The organism is Curtobacterium sp. ME12, assembly GCF_903970855.1.
Lineage (GTDB): Bacteria > Actinomycetota > Actinomycetes > Actinomycetales > Microbacteriaceae > Curtobacterium > Curtobacterium poinsettiae_A.
This window is the reverse complement of record NZ_CAJCKD010000025.1, coordinates 1-16,725: the sequence shown is the minus strand read 5'-3', so window position 1 is coordinate 16,725 and position 16,725 is coordinate 1. Positions and strand designations below refer to the sequence as shown.

15 protein-coding genes are annotated in these 16,725 nt (G+C 72.8%); 4 read left to right on the top strand and 11 right to left on the bottom strand.

The window, feature by feature from the left end; genetic code table 11:
* Positions 1–65 precede the first annotated feature (65 nt).
* From H7A73_RS12530 to H7A73_RS12490, 9 genes are all read right to left on the bottom strand, one after another.
* Positions 66–1,043, bottom strand: coding sequence for a ribose-phosphate diphosphokinase (locus tag H7A73_RS12530; RefSeq protein WP_182066255.1), 978 nt, complete (start codon positions 1,041–1,043; stop codon positions 66–68).
* Positions 1,044–1,104: 61 nt separating this feature from the next.
* Positions 1,105–2,532 carry a bifunctional UDP-N-acetylglucosamine diphosphorylase/glucosamine-1-phosphate N-acetyltransferase GlmU gene (glmU, locus tag H7A73_RS12525; RefSeq protein WP_182066254.1) on the bottom strand — a complete coding sequence of 476 codons (1,428 nt, stop codon included), beginning with the start codon at positions 2,530–2,532 and terminating at the stop codon, positions 1,105–1,107.
* A gap of 129 nt (positions 2,533–2,661) precedes the next feature.
* On the bottom strand, positions 2,662–4,044 hold the full coding sequence (locus H7A73_RS12520) for an MFS transporter (protein WP_182066253.1): 1,383 nt from the start codon (positions 4,042–4,044) through the stop codon (positions 2,662–2,664).
* A 212-nt stretch (positions 4,045–4,256) separates the two neighbouring features.
* Positions 4,257–5,288, bottom strand: coding sequence for an NAD(P)-dependent alcohol dehydrogenase (locus H7A73_RS12515; RefSeq protein ID WP_111088870.1), 1,032 nt, complete (start codon positions 5,286–5,288; stop codon positions 4,257–4,259).
* Positions 5,285–6,571 (bottom strand): ROK family transcriptional regulator, encoded by a 1,287-nt coding sequence (locus tag H7A73_RS12510; RefSeq protein ID WP_182066252.1) that lies wholly within the window; start codon positions 6,569–6,571, stop codon positions 5,285–5,287. The genes H7A73_RS12515 and H7A73_RS12510 overlap by 4 nt, the downstream gene beginning before the upstream one ends.
* Positions 6,572–6,694: 123 nt before the next feature.
* Positions 6,695–7,744 (bottom strand): sugar phosphate isomerase/epimerase family protein, encoded by a 1,050-nt coding sequence (locus H7A73_RS12505; protein WP_182066251.1) that lies wholly within the window; start codon positions 7,742–7,744, stop codon positions 6,695–6,697.
* Positions 7,745–7,778: 34 nt separating this feature from the next.
* Positions 7,779–8,879, bottom strand: a complete 1,101-nt coding sequence (locus H7A73_RS12500; RefSeq protein WP_411469315.1) for a Gfo/Idh/MocA family protein — start codon at positions 8,877–8,879, stop codon at positions 7,779–7,781.
* Positions 8,876–9,583, bottom strand: a complete 708-nt coding sequence (locus H7A73_RS12495; RefSeq protein WP_182066249.1) for a ThuA domain-containing protein — start codon at positions 9,581–9,583, stop codon at positions 8,876–8,878. Before H7A73_RS12495 ends, H7A73_RS12500 begins: the two co-directional genes overlap by 4 nt.
* Entirely contained in the window at positions 9,580–10,776 is a 1,197-nt protein-coding gene (locus H7A73_RS12490; RefSeq protein WP_259362874.1) for a Gfo/Idh/MocA family protein, read from the bottom strand. Before H7A73_RS12490 ends, H7A73_RS12495 begins: the two co-directional genes overlap by 4 nt.
* A gap of 97 nt (positions 10,777–10,873) precedes the next feature.
* Here H7A73_RS12490 and xylA point away from each other — a divergent pair, with 97 nt between their 5' ends.
* The 3 genes from xylA (at position 10,874) to H7A73_RS12475 (ending at position 14,677) form a co-directional block, all read left to right on the top strand.
* Positions 10,874–12,067, top strand: coding sequence for a xylose isomerase (gene xylA / locus H7A73_RS12485; RefSeq protein ID WP_182066248.1), 1,194 nt, complete (start codon positions 10,874–10,876; stop codon positions 12,065–12,067).
* An 80-nt stretch (positions 12,068–12,147) separates the two neighbouring features.
* On the top strand, positions 12,148–13,605 hold the full coding sequence (gene xylB / locus H7A73_RS12480) for a xylulokinase (protein ID WP_182066288.1): 1,458 nt from the start codon (positions 12,148–12,150) through the stop codon (positions 13,603–13,605).
* Between the two features lie 82 nt (positions 13,606–13,687).
* A complete protein-coding gene (locus H7A73_RS12475; protein WP_182066247.1) occupies positions 13,688–14,677 on the top strand; it encodes an acetylxylan esterase in 990 nt (329 codons plus the stop codon).
* Between the two features lie 13 nt (positions 14,678–14,690).
* Here H7A73_RS12475 and H7A73_RS12470 read toward each other — a convergent pair whose 3' ends face one another.
* Positions 14,691–15,272, bottom strand: a complete 582-nt coding sequence (locus tag H7A73_RS12470; RefSeq protein ID WP_220456614.1) for a helix-turn-helix transcriptional regulator — start codon at positions 15,270–15,272, stop codon at positions 14,691–14,693.
* Between the two features lie 376 nt (positions 15,273–15,648).
* The gene (locus H7A73_RS12465) at positions 15,649–15,816 is read right to left on the bottom strand and encodes a hypothetical protein (RefSeq protein ID WP_182066246.1); all 168 of its coding nucleotides are present in this window, start codon (positions 15,814–15,816) and stop codon (positions 15,649–15,651) included.
* A 264-nt stretch (positions 15,817–16,080) separates the two neighbouring features.
* On the opposite strand from H7A73_RS12465, the gene H7A73_RS12460 reads away from it, so the two are divergent.
* Positions 16,081–16,725, top strand: a 645-nt coding sequence (locus H7A73_RS12460; RefSeq protein WP_259362872.1) for a glycosyl hydrolase family 18 protein, incomplete at its 3' end; no start/stop codon positions are given.

Sequence of the window (16,725 nt, the reverse complement as noted above, 5' to 3'; positions counted from 1 at the left end):
CGGGACACGTCACGTCGCGGAGGTCGTCCTACGCCGTCGGCTGTGCCCATGGTTCGCCGGCTCCGCTACGCTGCGCCGTCGAACATCGACGTCACGGAGCCGTCGTCGAAGACCTCGTGGATGGCACGGGCGATGAGCGGGGCGATGGGCAGGACCTCGAGGCGGTCCCAGCGCTTCTCCATCGGCAGGGGCAGGGTGTCCGTCACGACCACGCGGTCGATGAACTCGCTCTGCAGCAGCTCGGTGGCGGGGTCGGAGAAGACGGCGTGGGTCGCGGCGACGACGACACCCGTGGCGCCGGCGTTCTTGAGCGCCTCGGCAGCCTTGGCGATCGTGCGGCCGGTGTCGATGAGGTCGTCGACGAGCAGGCACACGCGGCCGCTGACGTCACCGACGATCTCGTGCACCGAGACCTGGTTCGGCACGAGCGGGTCGCGGCGCTTGTGGATGATGGCGAGCGGGGCGCCGAGCTTCTCGGACCAGATGTCGGCGACACGGACGCGGCCCATGTCGGGCGACACGACGGTGAGCGTCTCCGGGTCGAGGATCTGGCGGAAGCGCTCGAGCAGCACCGGCATGGCGAACAGGTGGTCGACGGGGCCGTCGAAGAAGCCCTGGATCTGCGCGGCGTGCAGGTCGACGCTCATGATGCGGTGCGCGCCGGCGGCCTTGAACAGGTCGGCGACGAGGCGGGCCGAGATCGGCTCGCGGCCACGGCCCTTCTTGTCCTGGCGGGCGTAGGGGTAGAACGGCGCGACGACCGTGATGCGCTTCGCCGAGGCACGCTTCAGCGCGTCGACCATGATGAGCTGCTCCATGAGCCACTCGTTGATCGGCGCGGTGTGCGACTGGATGACGAAGGCGTCGCAGCCACGGACCGACTCGTCGAAGCGGGCGTAGAGCTCACCGTTCGCGAACGTCCGGGCATCGGTCGGCACGAGGTCGACCCCGAGCTCCTCCGCGATCTCGGCAGAGAGCGCCGGGTGTGCTCGCCCCGAGACGAGGACGAGTCGTTTCTGGCCGGTTGTCTTGATTCCGGACAAGTGCGGTGCTCACTCCCTGACCCACGAGGGGTCGATGTCGGCGACGGGTGGTCGCCGGGATCTATTCGCCGTTCGCGAGCCGAGCAGCCTCGGCCGCCGGTGTGCCGGGTCGGTGTTCCTCGACCCATCCGTCGGTGTTGCGCTGTGGGGCGTAGCTGATCGCGAGCGATCCTGCCGGAACGTCCTTGCGGACGGTGGTCCCGGCGCCGGTGTACGCACCGTCACCAATCCTAACGGGGGCGACGAACACGTTGTGCGAGCCTGTCCGGACGTTCGAGCCGACCTCGGTGCGGTGCTTGTGCACGCCGTCGTAGTTCGCGGTGATGGTGTTCGCGCCGATGTTCGAGTCCTCGCCCACCTCGGCGTCGCCGATGTAGGACAGGTGCGGGACCTTGCTGCCGCGACCGATCCGGGCGTTCTTCGTCTCGACGAAGGTGCCGATCTTGCCGTCGTCGCCGAGGATCGTGCCCGGCCGCAGGTAGGCGAACGGGCCGACCGAGGCGCCGTCCCCGATCACGGCGAGGGTGGCGTCGACGCGGTTCACGGTGGCGCGGGCCCCGACCTCGGTGTCGCGGAGCGTGGTGTCCGGCCCGACGACGGCGCCGGCCGCGATCGCGGTGGCGCCGATGAGCTGGGTGCCCGGCAGCACCTCGGCGTCGGGCTCGATGGTGACGTCGAGGTCGATCCAGGTGGTCGCCGGGTCCTGCACGGTGACGCCGGCGAGCTGGTGCCGGCGGACGATGCGGGCGTTGAGTTCACGCGCGGCGTCGGAGAGCTGCGCCCGGTCGTTGATGCCGGCGACGAGCCACGGATCGGTCAGGGTGACCACGTCGATGCGGCCGCCCCGCTCGCTGATCAGCGCGGGGGCGTCGGTGATGTACTTCTCGCCCTGGGCGTTCGCCGTGGTGAGCGACGGGAGGGCCGCCCGGAGGCGTGCCACGTCGAACGCGTAGATGCCCGCGTTCGCCTCGGTGATGGTCAGCTGTTCGGCCGTCGCGTCCTTGTGCTCGACGACGCTGACGAAGGCGCCGGAAGCGTCCCGCACGATCCGTCCGAGGCCGGTCGGGTCCGGGGCGATCGCACTCACGAAGGTCGCCCCGTTGCCGCCGCCGACGTGGGCGTCGACGAGGAGCCGGAGCGATGCGGCGTCGAGCAGCGGGACGTCGCCGGACAGCACCACGACGGCGCCGTCGAAGTCGGCCGGCAGTGCTTCGACCGCCACCTCGACCGCGCGGCCGGTGCCGGGGACGTCGTCCTGGTCGACGATGATCGCGTCGGGGGCGCGCTCGACGACCTCGGCCGCGACGAGGTCACGCTCGTGCCGCACGACGACGGCGACGTGCTCGGGGCTGAGCGACGACGCCGTGCGCAGGACGTGCCCGATGAGCGGCAGTCCGGCGAGCCGGTGCAGCACCTTGGGCGTGGACGACTTCATGCGCGTGCCCTGCCCGGCGGCGAGGACGACGACGGCGATGCGCTGGTCGGTCATGCACCCATCCTGGCGCACCGCGGCCCGGGCCGCCCGACGCGACCACGGCACTGTGCGGAACCGTGCGCAGAACCGCAGCCTGTGGACGGAGCACCGCGCCTCCGGGCCGCGCCGACGGCACGCCGTGGATCAGGCCCGCGCGCCCTGCGGCTCCCGCTTGACGAACGCCATCAGCACCAGCCCGGCGATGAGCACGACCACCACGCCGAGGATCCCGAACCGGGTCGACCCACCGACGGTCACCGCGACGCCGAACAGCGCCGGCGCGAGGAACGACGCGGCCCGGCCGGTGGTGGCGTAGAGGCCGAAGAGCTCGCCCTCGCGGCCGGGGGTCGCCAGCCGCGCCAGGTACGCGCGGGACGACGACTGCACCGGGCCGACGAACACGGCGAGGGTCAGCCCGAGCATCCAGAACCACTGCGTCTCGTTGCCGGCGGCGAAGACCCCGACCCCGCACACGGCGAGTCCGACGAGCGAGACCATGATGAGCGAACGCGACCCGAACCGGTCGTCGAGGCGACCCGAGACGAACGTCGCGATGCCGGCCACGACGTTCGCGGCGATGGCGAACAGGATGACCTGTGACGGCGTGAACCCGAACACCTGCGCGGCGACGATCCCGCCGAACGTGAAGACGGCCCCGACGCCGTCGCGGAACACCGCGCTGGCGAGCAGGAAGGCGAGGACGTTGCGCCGCTCGCGCCACAGCCGTGCGATGTCCCGGCCGAGGTCCGCGTAGGCACTGAACACCCCGCCGCCGCGGGTGCGGTCGGGCACCGCTTCGGGCACGGTGAGGAACAGCGGGATCGAGCTGACGGCCAGCCAGACGGCGGCGATGCCGATCGCGACGCGGACGTCCCACTGGCCGGTGGCGACGGTGGCCGGCAGCTGCAGGAGCCCGCCGACGACCCCGTCGCCCCGGAAGTCCTGGATGCAGAGCACGAGCAGCAGGACGAGCAGCACGATCCCCCCGAAGTACCCGGCCGCCCACCCGATGGCGGAGACGCGGCCGGTGCGTTCCCCGGAGGCGATCTGCCCGATCATGGCGTTGTAGCCGACGCTCGCGATCTCGTAGGCGACGGTCCCGATGCCGAGCAGCGCCGCTCCGAGCAACAGGTACGGCTGGCTCGGCGCGACGAAGACCATGCCACCGATGGACAGCGCGACGCCGATCGTGGCGATGAGGACCGACCTGCGGCGGTGTCCGGACGAGTCCGCGAGCCGCCCCATGGCCGGTGCCACCAGGGCCACGACGATGCCCGCGATGGTCAGTGCGGTGGACACGACGGCGGCGTTGTGCGCGAGCTCGCGTTCCACGATCGCCTTGCCGGCCGCGGACGTGTCGCCGACGAGCGCCGGGTCCACGAACGCCCGGCTGGCCAGGTACGTGCTGAACACGAAGGTGGTGACGACCGCGTTGAACGCGGCGGACCCCCAGTCCCAGAGCGCCCAGGAGACGAGCGCGCGCCGGTCGGTGCGCTGCGGCACGACGGCGGCCGGTGAAGCGGTCATGCGCGAACCGTAGCGCGTCCCGGTGACGCGGCGGTGGCCCCGTTCCGGGTCACGTGCCGGACGGGAGGCACGGGGCGGCCCAGCCCCGCGCCTCCCGTCCGCACCGTGCGTCCGTCGCCACCCCGTGCGTGCTTCCACGCACCGCGCCCGGCTGCAACGCCGCACCAGGTCCGCAACGCGGCCCGGGCTGGCGGGACCCGCACCGTGCCTGTTCAGGCCGGGACGCCACCGGGGTAGACGACGGACTTGAGCGACTCCGGGTCGGTGTCGCTCTCGAGGGCCTCGCGGACGTCGTCGAGCCCGAAGCGACCGGTGACGAGCGAGTCGAGGTCGACCTGCCCGGACGCGACCAGCTCGATGGCGACCGGCCACGTGTTCGTGTACCGGAAGATCCCGGTGACCGTGACCTCGAGGTTCTGGATGTGCTCGACCGGCAGCGTCATCTCGGAGTTGCCGAGCCCGACCAGCACCGCGGCACCTGCCGGGCCGACCGCCTTGATGCCGTCCGACACCGCTCGGGGTGCACCGCTGGCGTCGATGAACGCGTCGACGGGGACGATGTCGGACGCGACGGACACGGCGGTGGGGTCGACGACCTCGGTGGCGCCGTACTCCAGAGCCCGCGCACGGCGCTCCGGCACCAGGTCGCTGACGACGATGCGCGAGGCGCCGAAGGCCTTCGCGACCTGGGCGCAGATGATGCCGATCGGACCGGCGCCGGCGATGAGCACCGACGAACCGGGCACGATGCCGGCCTTGCGGACGGCGGCGATGCCGACGGACAGGGGCTCGAGGAGCGCGCCGGCCTCGAACGAGACGGCGTCGGGCAGGACGTGCGCGAACTCGGCCTCGATGGTGACGAACTCGGTGAAGGCCCCGTCGACCGGCGGCGTCGCGTAGAAGCGCATGTGCGGGCAGAGGTTGTAGCGGCCGGCCAGGCACTGCGCGCAGCGGTGGCACGGACGCTGCGGCTCGATGGCCACGCGCTCCCCCACGCGGGACGGGTCGACGCCCTCGCCGACGGCCTCGATCGTCCCGGAGAGCTCGTGCCCGAGGACGAGGGGCTCCTCGACGACGAAGTCGCCGATGCGGCCGTGGCGGTAGTAGTGCACATCGGAGCCGCAGACGCCCACGGCGGCGACCCGGACGAGCACGTCGCCGGGGTCGACGGCGGGGACGGGGCGGTCCTCGACGGTGAGGTCCTGGGTGCCGAGCAGGACGCTGGTGCGCTGGGTGGAGGTCATGCGGTTCTCGCTTCCTCGGTCGCGTCGTCGCGGCCGGACGTGTGGGTGGTGGAGGGGGCGGCTGCGGGTGCCGCGGGCGTGGTCGCTGGCACTGGTGCCGGTGCCGGCGCCGATGCCGATGCCGACGGCATCGCGGCTTCGCGCAGCAGCTCCGCGAAGCCGATCTCGGCGGCGCCACGGACCAGGACGTCGCGGCCGAGTGCCGCCGGGACGATGCGGAGCCGGTCGGTCATGGCGGCCATCGTCTGCGCCCGGACGTCGGTCTCGACCCGGTCACCGACGTGCCCGAGCAGCGCACCGAGGAACCCGCCGAGCACGACGACCTCGGGGTCGACGGTGTGGATGGCGTTCCGCAGGGCGGTCGCGAGTGCGGTGACCTGTCGGTCGACGACCAGCTCGACCTCGGGCCGGCCCTCGGCGAGCGCCGCCGCGAGCGCGTCGAGGTCGTCCGGCGGCGTCCCGGTCACCGCGGTGAGGGCGGAGCGTGAGGCCTCGGTCTCCAGGCAGCCGACCGCACCGCAGTGGCAGCGGATCCCGTTCGCCGCGACGAAGGTGTGCCCGAGCTCGCCCGCGTACCCGTCGGCGCCACTGAAGGGCCGGCCGGCGCTGACGATCCCGCCGCCGATGCCGCTCGCGCCACCGTTCAGGTACACGAGGTCGTCGACGCCGCGCGCGCTGCCGTAGAGCCGTTCCGCCCAGGCGCCGAGGTTGGCGTCGTTCGCGGCCCGGACCGGCAGACCCAGGCGTTCTGCGAGCGGTGCGGCGAGGGGTTCGTCGCGCCATCCCAGGTGCGGGGCGTCGCGCACGGTGCCGTCCTCGACCCGGACGATGCCGGGCACGGCGACGCCGACCCCGACGACCCGGACCGCCGGTCCGGTGCGGGCGAGGAGTGCTGCGAGGACCCGGGCGACGGCGTCGATCGCCTGCGCCGCGGTGGGCACGGTGGTCTGCGGCTCGACAAGCCGGTCGCGGACGGTGCCGTCGAGGCCGACGAGGGCGACACCGACGGCGTCGATCTCGACCGTGACCGCGGCGGCGAGGACGTCGCCGGACGCCCGGACGACCCCGCTCGGCCGTCCGACACCGGCACCGGGGGTTCCCGCGGCGGGGGTCTCCTCGTGCGCGAGACCGGCGTCGACGAGTTCCCCGACGAGCGCGAGGATGGTCGAGCGGTTCAGGCCGGTGCGCCGGGTGAGCTCGGCGCGGGTGACGGGGCCGTCCTCGTGGACGAGCCGGAGGACGCGCGCGGCGTTGCCCGGTGTGGCCGTGGGCTGCCGTGCCATGGATCCTCCTCGGTGGTGGTGGGTGGGGTCGTGGGTGGGGTTCCGGGCTGCGCGACGAGTCTCGCACCGGCCGGCCCGTGGACGGTCGCGCAGCGCGAGACCTCGGCGACCGCGACGGCCCGGTCAGCGCGACCGCGAGAACGCGGCGTCGAACGCGGCGTCCGGCGGCGCGATGGCACCGAGCCGCCGGACGAACGCCAGCGCCTCGGGCCCGCCGACGAGCCGGTCCATGCCGGCGTCCTCCCACTCGACGCTGGTCGGGCCGGCGTAACCGATGTGGTTGAGCACGCGGAACACCCGCTCCCACGGCACGTCCCCGTGGCCGGCGGTGACGAAGTCCCATCCGCGCCGGGGGTCGCCCCACGGCAGGTGTGAGCCCAGTCGACCGTTGCGCCCGTCGAGCTGCTTCACCGACTCCTTGCAGTGCACGTGGTACACCCGGTCGGCGAAGTCGAGCAGGAACGCGGCCGGGTCGAGGTCCTGCCAGACGAAGTGCGACGGGTCGAAGTTGAACCCGAACGCCGGCCGGTCCGCGAAGACGTCCAACGCCCGACGAGCGGTCCAGTAGTCGTAGGCGATCTCGGACGGGTGCACCTCGAGCGCGAACCGGACCCCGACCTCCTCGAAGACGTCGAGGATCGGTGACCAGCGGTCGTGGAAGTCCTGGTACCCGGCGTCGATCATCCCCGGGGGCACGGGCGGGAACCCGGCGACGGTCTTCCAGATCGACGAGCCGGAGAAGCCGGTGACGGTGTCGACACCGAGCGCCGCGGCGGCACGGGCGGTCCACTGCAGTTCCTCGGCCGCACGCTGCCGCACGCCCTCGGGGTCACCGTCGCCCCACACGTGCGGCGGGACGATGTCCTCGTGCCGCTGGTCGATGGGGTCGTCGCACACGGCCTGGCCGACCAGGTGGTTCGCGATCGTCCAGACCTGCAGCCCGTTGCGTTCCAGGATCGCCCTGCGCTCGGCGACGTACGAAGGGTCCGTCGCGGCGCGCCGGACGTCCAGGTGGTCACCCCAGCAGGCGATCTCCAGCCCGTCGTAGCCCCATCCCCCGGCGAGCCGGGCGACCTCCTCGAAGGGCAGGTCGGCCCACTGTCCGGTGAACAGGGTGACCGGCCTGGAGGCCCGGGTCGTCTCCGTCGTGTCGCTCGCGTCCGTCGTCGTCATCGTCGTCGTCCTTCTTCGCGGTGGTCGGGTTCCGTCACCAGGATCCGGGTGCGGACCCGGCGGCGACGGTGGCGGGTCGCTCGACGCGTGAGTGCACGTCGACGACCGTGTGGTCTCGGGCGGCGGCGGAGACCGCCTCCATGACCTCGAGCACGTGGAACGCGAGGTCGCCGGAGGCTCGGTGCGGCCGGTCCGTCGCGATCGCGTGTGCCATGTCGGCGAGGCCGTAGCCGCGGCCGGCGTCGGCGTACCCGGCGGCGACCGGCAGGTCCCGCCACGAGCGGTCGTCGGCGGTGGCGATCGACACGGTGTCCGAGAACCGGTTCGGGTCCGGGACGCCGAGGGTGCCGGCGGTGCCGTACACCTCGAACAGCGGGGCGCGGGTGGCCCAGACCTCGAACGAGACGGTGACGGTGGAGACCACGCCGCTCTCGTGCTCGAGGATCGCCACGACGTGCGTGTCGATGTCGACCGGGATCGACGTGCCGGCGTTCGGCCCGGTCGCGATCGTCCGTTCGCGGGTGGAGCGGGTGGCGCTGCCGCTGACCCGGACGACCGGCCCGAAGAACGTGACGAGGCTGGTCAGGTAGTACGGCCCCATGTCGAGGAGCGGTCCGCCGCCCGGCTGGTAGTAGAACGCCGGGGCGGGGTGCCAGAGCTCGTGCCCGGGTGCGCTCCAGGCGACGGCGGCACCGACCGGGGTGCCGATCGCGCCGTCGTCCAGGGCGGCCCGCGCGGTCTGGATGCCGGTGCCGAGGACGGTGTCCGGGGCGCTGCCGACGCGCAGGCCTGCGGCGCGGGCGGCTTCGAGCACCGGTGCGGCCTCGTCGGTCGACATCGCGAGTGGCTTCTCGCCGTAGACGTGCTTGCCCGCGGCGATCGCGCGGGTGGCGACGTCGGCGTGCGCGGCCGGGATCGTCAGGTTGAGCACCACGTCGACGTCGTCGGCGGCGAGCAGGTCGTCCACGGTGGTGCCGCGAACGCCCTGTGCCGCACCGACCTGCTGGGCGCGGGCGACGTCGAGGTCGGCGACCGCCACGAGCGACAGCCCGGACAGCGCCGGGAAGTGCTCGAAGTACTGCTGGCTGATGACCCCGACGCCGACGACGCCGACCCGCAGTGCTCGTTCGTTCACCGTGCTGCCCACAGGAGTCCCCGTTCGATGATGGTGCGGAGCGGTTGCGACTCGACGACCTCGAGCCGGTGACCCGGAGCCGAGACGAACACCCGTCCCTCGCCCCACTGCCTGGTCCAGATCGCGGGCGCGGTGACCGGCCGGTTCCAGGCGTCGAAGTCCCGGGCCTCCTGCGTCGTGGTCGCCAGCACGTCGTTGTACTCGTCGCTGAGCACCCAGTACTGCTCGGTGACGAGGTCGAAGTCCTCGATGCCCTGCGTGATCGGGTGCTCGTGCCCGAGGTCGGTGATGTGCACGGTGTAGGGGATGTAGTTGTCCGACTGCTCGCCGACCCGTTCGTCGGGGTGCTTGCCCGCGTGGTGCGCGAACTGGCCGCCGATCATGTGCAGGTAGTCGGCGGTGTTCCGGAACGCGTCGGCGATGCCGCCGTGCCACCCGGCCAGGCCCGCACCGCCCAGCACGGCGCGCTGCAGCCCGGCGAACTCGTCGTCGGCGATGGTCGACATCGTGACGACCTGGACGATCAGGTCGACCTCGTCCATGACGGACTCGTCGGCGTAGACGGCCGTCGAGTCGGACACCCGGACCGCGAAGCCGCTGTCCTGCAGGAACGGCACGAACAGGTCAGTGGTCTCGACGGGCTGGTGGCCGTCCCACCCGCCGCGGACCACCAGGGCCTGGCGTGTGCCGTCGGCGGCGCTCACGAGGTCGCCGTCCAGGTGCTGCCGGCGGCGGCGCTGCGCTCGACCGCGTCGAGGACCCGCTGCACGTGCAGGCCGTCGGCGAACGACGGCGACGGGTCGGTGCCGGCGACGATCGCGTCGACGAAGTCCTTCACCTGGTGGCTGAAGGTGTGCTCGTACCCGATGAGGTGCCCGGTCGGCCACCACGCGGCCGTGTAGGGGTGCTCGGGTTCGGTGACCAGGATCCGGCGGAACCCCTGCTCCCCCGCCGGGGCGTTCGACTCGTACAGCCGGAGCTCGTTCATCGCCTCGAGGTCGAACTGGATCGCGCCCTCGGACCCGCTGATCTCGAGCGTCAGACCGTTCTTCCGCCCGGTCGCGTAGCGCGTGGCCTCGAACGTGCCGATCGCACCGTCGGCCGCGCCACCACCCAGGCGGGCGGTGAAGAACGCGGCGTCGTCGACGGTGACCTGCCCGCGCTCGCTCGACGCGGTACCGGAGAGCCCGACCCCCTCGGCCATCAGCGGACGCTCCGTCACGAAGGTCTCGAGCGTGCCGGAGACGGTGGCGAGCGATGCACCGGTGACGTGCTCGACCAGGTCGATGGCGTGCGCGCCGATGTCCCCGAGCGCACCGGAGCCAGCGAGCGACTTGTCGAGGCGCCAGGTCATCGGGCCGTCCTCGTCCGCCAACCAGTCCTGCAGGTAGAGCGCGCGGACCTGGCGCACGGTGCCGATCCGGCCGGCCTGCACCAGCTGCCGCGCGAACGCGATGGCCGGCACCCGGCGGTAGCTGAACCCGACCATCGCCCGGACACCCTGTGCACGGGCGGCGTCGGCGGCGGCGGTCATCGCCTCGGCCTCGGCGACGGTGTTCGCGAGCGGCTTCTCGCACAGGACGTGCTTGCCGGCCTGGAGCGCAGCGATCGCGATCTCGACGTGCGAGGAGCCAGGGGACACGACGTCGACGACGTCGATGTCCGGATCGGCGACGACGGCACGCCAGTCGGTGGACGCCGCCTGCCAGCCGTACTGCTGACGGGCAGCCTCGGTGCGTCCGGGATCACGCCCGACGATCACCGCCATCTCCGGCTCGGCGCCGAGGTCGAAGAACCTGGGGGCGGTCCGCCACGCCTGTGAGTGTGCGGCTCCCATGAAGCCGTGCCCCACCATCGCGACCCGCAGTCGTTGCTGCACCGTCGACTCACTTGCCATCCGCTCGCTCCTTTGCGATCACGTGCTTGCCACAGCCAACACTACCGCTTATGTTGGGCGCGGCAACATTTTGTTTCGACGACGAACGGTGACCACCATGGCAACGACGCCCACCCGTGCAGACAAGTTCTCCTTCGGTCTCTGGACCATCGGCTACAACGGCTCAGACCCCTTCGGCGGGCCGACCCGACCCGCCCTCGACGTGGTCGAGGCGGTCGAGAAGCTCGACGAGCTCGGGGCCTACGGCCTGACCTTCCACGACGACGACCTGTTCGCGTTCGGTTCCACCGACGCCGAGCGCCAGACCCAGATCGACCGCCTCAAGGGTGCGCTCGAGTCGACCGGGATCGTCGTGCCCATGGTCACGACGAACCTGTTCTCCGCTCCCGTGTTCAAGGACGGCGGCTTCACCTCGAACGACCGGCAGGTCCGCCGCTTCGCGCTCCGCAAGGTCCTGCGCAACATCGACCTCGCCGCCGAGCTCGGCGCGTCGACGTTCGTGATGTGGGGCGGCCGCGAGGGCTCCGAGTACGACAGCGCGAAGGACGTGCAGGCCGCGCTCGAGCGCTACCGCGAGGCCGTCAACCTGCTCGCCCAGTACGTCACCGACAAGGGCTACGGCATCCGCTTCGCCATCGAGCCGAAGCCGAACGAGCCCCGCGGCGACATCCTGCTGCCGACCCTCGGCCACGCGATCGCCTTCACCGAGACGCTCGAGCGTCCGGAGCTGTTCGGCATCAACCCCGAGGTCGGCCACGAGCAGATGGCGGGCCTGAACTTCACGGCGGGCATCGCCCAGGCGCTCTACCAGGGCAAGCTCTTCCACATCGACCTGAACGGCCAGCGCGGCATCAAGTACGACCAGGACCTGGTGTTCGGTCACGGCGACCTGCAGAACGCGTTCTCGCTCGTCGACCTGCTCGAGCACGGCGCACCGCAGGGCGGCCCGGCCTACGACGGCCCCCGCCACTTCGACTACAAGCCGAGCCGCACCGAGGACATCACCGGCGTCTGGGACTCCGCGTCCGCCAACATGCGCATGTACCTGCTCCTCAAGGAGCGTGCGCAGGCGTTCCGCGCCGACCCCGAGGTGCAGGCAGCGCTCGAGGCCTCGAAGGTCGGCGAGCTGTCGACGCCGACGCTGAACGACGGCGAGTCGTACGACGCGTTCCTCGCCGACCGCTCGGCCTACGAGGACTTCGATGCCGACGCCTACTTCGGTGGCAAGGGCTTCGGCTTCGTCCGCCTGCAGCAGCTCGCGATCGAGCACCTGATGGGCGCGCGGAATTGACCGCAGACGCGCCAGCGGCTGCATTCCACGCGCTGAGGCGGCCTGCCGCCGAAGGGGCTGAGAACACGGGCGAGCGCCAGCTGGTCGCCGGGGTCGACTCGTCGACCCAGTCCTGCAAGGTCACCATCCGTGACGCAGCGACCGGTGCGGTCGTCCGCGAGGGACGCGCGTCCCACCCGGACGGCACGTCGGTCGACCCCCGCCACTGGTGGGACGCCCTCGGTGCCGCCGTCGCCGACGCCGGCGGCCTCGACGACGTCGGTGCCGTCGCCATCGCCGGGCAGCAGCACGGCATGGTGGCGCTCGACGCCGACGGCCGCGTGGTCCGCGACGCGCTGCTGTGGAACGACGTCCGCAGTGCGGATGCGGCCGCGCAGATGGTCGAGGAGCTCGGCCGGGAGGCGTGGGTCGCCCGGACGGGGCTGGTGCCGGTCGCGTCGTTCACCGGGACCAAGCTGCGGTGGCTCCGCGACGCGGAGCCCGAGAACGCCGCCCGCGTCGCGGCCGTGGCGCTGCCCCACGACTGGCTGTCGTGGCGGCTCCGCGGCCACGGCCCGGCGGGCGAGAGCCCGCTCGGCCCCGACCTCGACGCCCTGGCGACGGACGCATCCGACGCCAGCGGCACGGGGTACTGGGACCCGGTGCGCCGCGAGTACGACCCGGAGCTGTTCGAGCTCGCGCTCGGGCGGCCGATGCGTCCGGCGTCGACGGGCGACGACGACGCCGTGGTCGTGCCCCGCGTGGTCGCTGCCGACGAGGCGATGGGCACCCTGTCCACCGACGTCGAGCTACCCGGCGGCGCGGTCGCGCGGTCGGGCCTCGTCGTCGGCGCCGGACTCGGCGACAACGCCGGGGCAGCGCTCGGCCTGGGTCTCGGCCCGGGTGACGTCGCGGTGTCCCTCGGCACGAGCGGCACGGTCTTCGGGGTCAGCGACGCCGAGGTGCGTGACCCGAGCGGGACCGTGGCGGGCTTCGCCGACGGGACCGGGTCGCGCCTCCCGATCGTGACGACGCTCAACGCGGCCCGCGTGCTCGAGGTGATCGGCGGCCTGCTCGGCGTCGACCACGGCGAGCTCGGCGAGCTGGCGCTGCAGGCACCGGCCGGGGCCGACGGCCTGGTCCTGGTGCCGTACTTCGTCGGCGAGCGCACGCCCAACCGGCCGGACGCGACCGCATCGCTGCTCGGCATGACGCCGGCGACCACCGACCGGGCGCACCTGGCCCGGGCGGCCGTCGAGGGGATGCTCTGCGCCCTGGCCGACGGACTGGCCGCGGTGCAGGGCACCGGGGTGACCGTCGAGCGGCTGCTGCTCATCGGCGGCGCTGCTCGGAACCCGGCGGTCCGTACCGTCGCCGCGCAGGTGTTCGGCCGTGACGTCCTGGTGCCGGAGCCCGGCGAGTACGTCGCCGCGGGTGCTGCGAAGCAGGCCGCGTGGGCGCTCACCGGCGCACTGCCGACGTGGGACACCGCGACGACCGCCGTGCCGTCCGACCCGCACCCCGAGGTGCTCGAGCAGTACCGCGCCGCGGCGCGCTGACCGACGCACCGGATCCGACACTCCCCGCCCCCGGCGCCCTCCACCAGGGCACCGGGGGCATCATCGTCCCCGGAGGACCCCCATGCCACTGACCGACCTGCCCCTCGACGCGCTCCGCGCCCACCGCTCGGACGTCCGTCGTCCCGCCGACTTCGACGCCTTCTGGGCGGACACGATCGTCGCCGCCCGAACCGCGGGCGAGGGGGTCGAGACGACCCTCGTGCCGGCCGAGACCCCGGTGACCGGTCTCGTCGTCGAGGACCTGACGTTCCCCGGGTTCGCCGGCGATCCGGTGCGCGCCTGGGTCAACCGTCCGGTGTCGGACGACCCGGGCGCACTACCGGTCGTCGTCGAGTTCCTCGGCTACGGCGGCGGCCGTGGTCGCCCGGGCGAGCGCGTGCACTGGGCCCTCGCCGGGTACGTGCACGTCGTGATGGACACCCGCGGCCAGGGCTCCGGGTGGGCCGGCGGCGACACCCCGGACCCGCACGGCTCCGCACCGCACGCCAGCGGCTGGATGACGAACGGCATCGGCTCGCCCGCCGACCACTACTACCGCCGCGTCTACACCGACGCCGTGCGGCTCGTCGAGGCGGTGCGCACGCTGCCAGGGGTCGACCCGGAGCGCATCGCCCTGACCGGCGGCAGCCAGGGCGGCGGCATCACGATCGCCGCGGCGTCCCTGGTCGAGGCGCACGTCGGACCGGTCGCGGCGGTGCTGCCCGACGTGGCGTTCCTGGCCGACTGGCGGAACGGCACCGACGTCGCGGTGGGTGGGCCGTACCTGGAGCTCGCGCAGTACCTCGCCGTCCACCGCGACGCTGCCGACACCGTGTGGGCGACCGCTGCGTACCTCGACGGCGTGAACCACGCCCCCGGCATCACCGCTCCCGCGCTGTTCTCGGTCGCGCTGATGGACGACGTCGTACCGCCACGCACGACCTTCGCCGCGTTCAACGCCCTCGGCTCCACCGACCGCGAGATCGTCGTGTACCCGTACAACGGGCACGAGGGTGGCGGGTTCCGGCACTGGGAGCGTCAGGCGGCGTTCCTGGCCGACCGCTTGCGCTGACGGGCGTCGGGTGTCAGGCGCTCGTCCGGAGCGTCTCCTTCGGGTACTCGTCGAAGCGCTGGTGGTACGTGCTCGAGAACCGCCCCATGTGGCGGAAGCCCCACCGGTGCGCGACCTCGGCCACCGTCGTCTGCGCACAGTCGGCGAGTTGCAGTGCGATCCGCACCCGGTCCAGGCGGACCTGCAGCAGGTACGTCATGGGGCTCACGCCGACGTGCTGCACGAAGTTCTCCTGGAGCGTGCGGGAGCTGACCCCGATGGCACCGCAGACGTCCGCGAGCTGGAGCGGCCGGTCGCAGTGCTCCGCGAGCCAGGCCTGCGCGAGCTGCACGGTGTTCACCGTCCGGGGCAGCGGCCGGGCGTCGGATTCGGCGTCCGCCCCGCCGTAGGCCCGCAGGACGGACTCGGCCAGCAGCACCTGCGCCGACAGGTGACCGCCCGGATTGCGGTCGGGGTGCAACGCGTTGACCGCGACCGCGTCGATGCGGGCGACCAGGTGGGGCACCTCGGCCTCGGTCGGGCGTGATCGCAGTCGGCCGGCGAAGCGGTGGTCGAACACGACGCCGTCGACGGCGTCGAGGAATCCCCTTCCCACCCGCAGCACCTGGACGGTCCCGCCGGCACGAGCAGCGTGAACGGCCGGTCCGTCGGCAGGAGCACCGGCAGGCCGGGCCGGGTGGGCGCATCGTCGTCGACCCGGAGGCAGCCCGCGGTCGACCACGCCAGCACCGGCGTGCCGTCCGGCGTGAACGAGGCGGCGGCGGCCGTCGAGACCGCCGACGAGAGCAGCGCGACGTTGTGGTGGCGCACCGTCCGGTGCCGGAACGCGAACCGGTCGGTGGGCGCGAACCGGACGTCGCGACCGCCGTACACGGCACGCACCGTCCGGACGGCGTCCCCGGGGGTCTGGCCGCACCGCTCGGCCGTCCGGAGCGCGTGGCCGACGGCGACCCGCGGGACGGTGTCGCTGCTCATCGACCCGACCCACGCCGGACACGGAGGTCCGCGAAGGTGAACCGCTCGCGGTCGACGTCGTCCTCGGACTGCACGATCCACCCGCGTCGGGCGGCGCGTGCCCGCGCCCGGTAGGAGGTGATGTGGACCGGGGTGACCCCCGGTGCACGCTCGTAACCACTCATCAGATCCTCCGATCTGTCCCCGGGCCTCCGACCCTGTTCGGAGGGGGACAGTGTGAGTACGTCTCGGACGATAAGCGCCCTCACCGGGGTCCACAATGGCCCCCGAACGGGTGCGATCCACATCCGCGCACCCCGGATACCGGCGGCGTCGTGGCGTCGGAAGCCGATCCGCCCGACCGCCTCGTACCCTCCGCGTACGGGCCAGGCACGGCTACGATCCCGACGGCAGCACGGCCACCCCGAACGACAGGACGGACCCTCCGCATGACTCCCGACCACCGTGCCCGCTGGACGGTACTGCTCGCAGCCGCGCTCACCGCAGGACTCGCGCTCGCCGGCTGCACGGCCCCGACCGCCGCCCGGGCCGACGGGTTCGACGTGACCGGCTTCCAGCCAGAGAACGCCGACACGGCACTGGTGGACGCGAACGCTGCCGCGATGGACGTGGTCGGCGTCGACGGGCTGCTGCTGAACAGGACGGGGCCGAAGGTCACCGCCCCGTCGCGCGCCGCCAAGGCCCAGCGCAACCGGGCCCACGCGAACGGCCTCACCGCGCAGCTGCTCGTGAGCAACTACTCCGAGGCCGACGGGGACTTCAGCGAGCCGATCGCGCGGAAACTGCTCACCTCGCCCGCGAACCGCGCCCGGGTCGTCCGTTCGCTCGCCGCCGACGTGGCAACGGGCGGCTGGGACTCGGTCATGATCGACCTCGAGGCGCTGACCCCGGCCGAGAAGCCCGGTCTCACCGCCTTCGCCCGGGAGCTCCGGGCAGCCGTCGGCGACGACGTCCGGCTCGACATCGCCCTGTCCGCGTCGACCACCGCCGCCGGGTACGCCCGTCTCGGCTACGACGTGCGAGCCCTCCGTGCCCCGCTCGACCACCTGACGCTCATGGCGTACGACCAGCAC

What these genes read in the sequence shown, in the direction of transcription:
- H7A73_RS12490 (WP_259362874.1), bottom strand. Translation starts at nt 10,776, where the DNA reads ATGGCAAGTGAGTCGACGGTGCAGCAACGACTGCGGGTCGCGATGGTG.
- H7A73_RS12465 (WP_182066246.1), bottom strand. Translation starts at nt 15,816, where the DNA reads ATGAGTGGTTACGAGCGTGCACCGGGGGTCACCCCGGTCCACATCACC.
- H7A73_RS12475 (WP_182066247.1), top strand. Translation starts at nt 13,688, where the DNA reads ATGCCACTGACCGACCTGCCCCTCGACGCGCTCCGCGCCCACCGCTCG.
- glmU (WP_182066254.1), bottom strand. Translation starts at nt 2,532, where the DNA reads ATGACCGACCAGCGCATCGCCGTCGTCGTCCTCGCCGCCGGGCAGGGC.
- H7A73_RS12520 (WP_182066253.1), bottom strand. Translation starts at nt 4,044, where the DNA reads ATGACCGCTTCACCGGCCGCCGTCGTGCCGCAGCGCACCGACCGGCGC.
- H7A73_RS12515 (WP_111088870.1), bottom strand. Translation starts at nt 5,288, where the DNA reads ATGACCTCCACCCAGCGCACCAGCGTCCTGCTCGGCACCCAGGACCTC.
- H7A73_RS12510 (WP_182066252.1), bottom strand. Translation starts at nt 6,571, where the DNA reads ATGGCACGGCAGCCCACGGCCACACCGGGCAACGCCGCGCGCGTCCTC.
- H7A73_RS12505 (WP_182066251.1), bottom strand. Translation starts at nt 7,744, where the DNA reads ATGACGACGACGGACGCGAGCGACACGACGGAGACGACCCGGGCCTCC.
- xylA (WP_182066248.1), top strand. Translation starts at nt 10,874, where the DNA reads ATGGCAACGACGCCCACCCGTGCAGACAAGTTCTCCTTCGGTCTCTGG.